This is a genomic window from Streptomyces alkaliterrae (genome assembly GCF_007097205.2).
Classification (GTDB): domain Bacteria; phylum Actinomycetota; class Actinomycetes; order Streptomycetales; family Streptomycetaceae; genus Streptomyces; species Streptomyces alkaliterrae.
In genome coordinates, this window is record NZ_VJYK02000714.1 from 1 (window position 1) to 460 (window position 460).

1 protein-coding gene is annotated in these 460 nt (G+C 60.9%); it reads left to right on the forward strand.

The window, feature by feature from the left end:
* Positions 1 to 143: 143 nt before the first annotated feature.
* On the forward strand, positions 144 to 460 hold a 317-nt coding region (locus FNX44_RS30170; protein WP_153507827.1), incomplete at its 3' end, for an extracellular solute-binding protein.

Consider the following 460-nt stretch of genomic DNA (forward strand, 5'->3'; position numbering starts at 1 on the left):
CTCGAAGGCTTCGCGCCCGGCGCACCGATCCAGCTTGAGTTCGCACCCGAACATCTGCGCGTTTTTGCATGACGCACGCGGGCAGCCCTGCCCGCATGCCTCGACCACACGTTGTACCCACACGCCAATAAGAGGAGCCAGGAATGAAACACATCACAAAGACGCGTCTGTCCGTGCTTGCCGGCGCATTCGCCATCGCATTCGGCGCGCACGCTGCGGAAATCACCGTTGTGAACTTCGGCGGCGCCAATGGTGACGCACAGAAGGCCGCCTTCAACAAGCCGTTCGAGGCGCAGACCGGTAACAAGGTCACCGTGGTCGAGTACAACGGCGAGCAGGCCAAGATCAAGGCTATGGTGGAAGCCAAGCACGTCAACTGGGACGTCGTGGAAGTGGAATCGGGCGACATCGGCCGCGGTTGTGACGAAGGCCTGTTCGAGAAGCTGGACTGGAGCAAGAT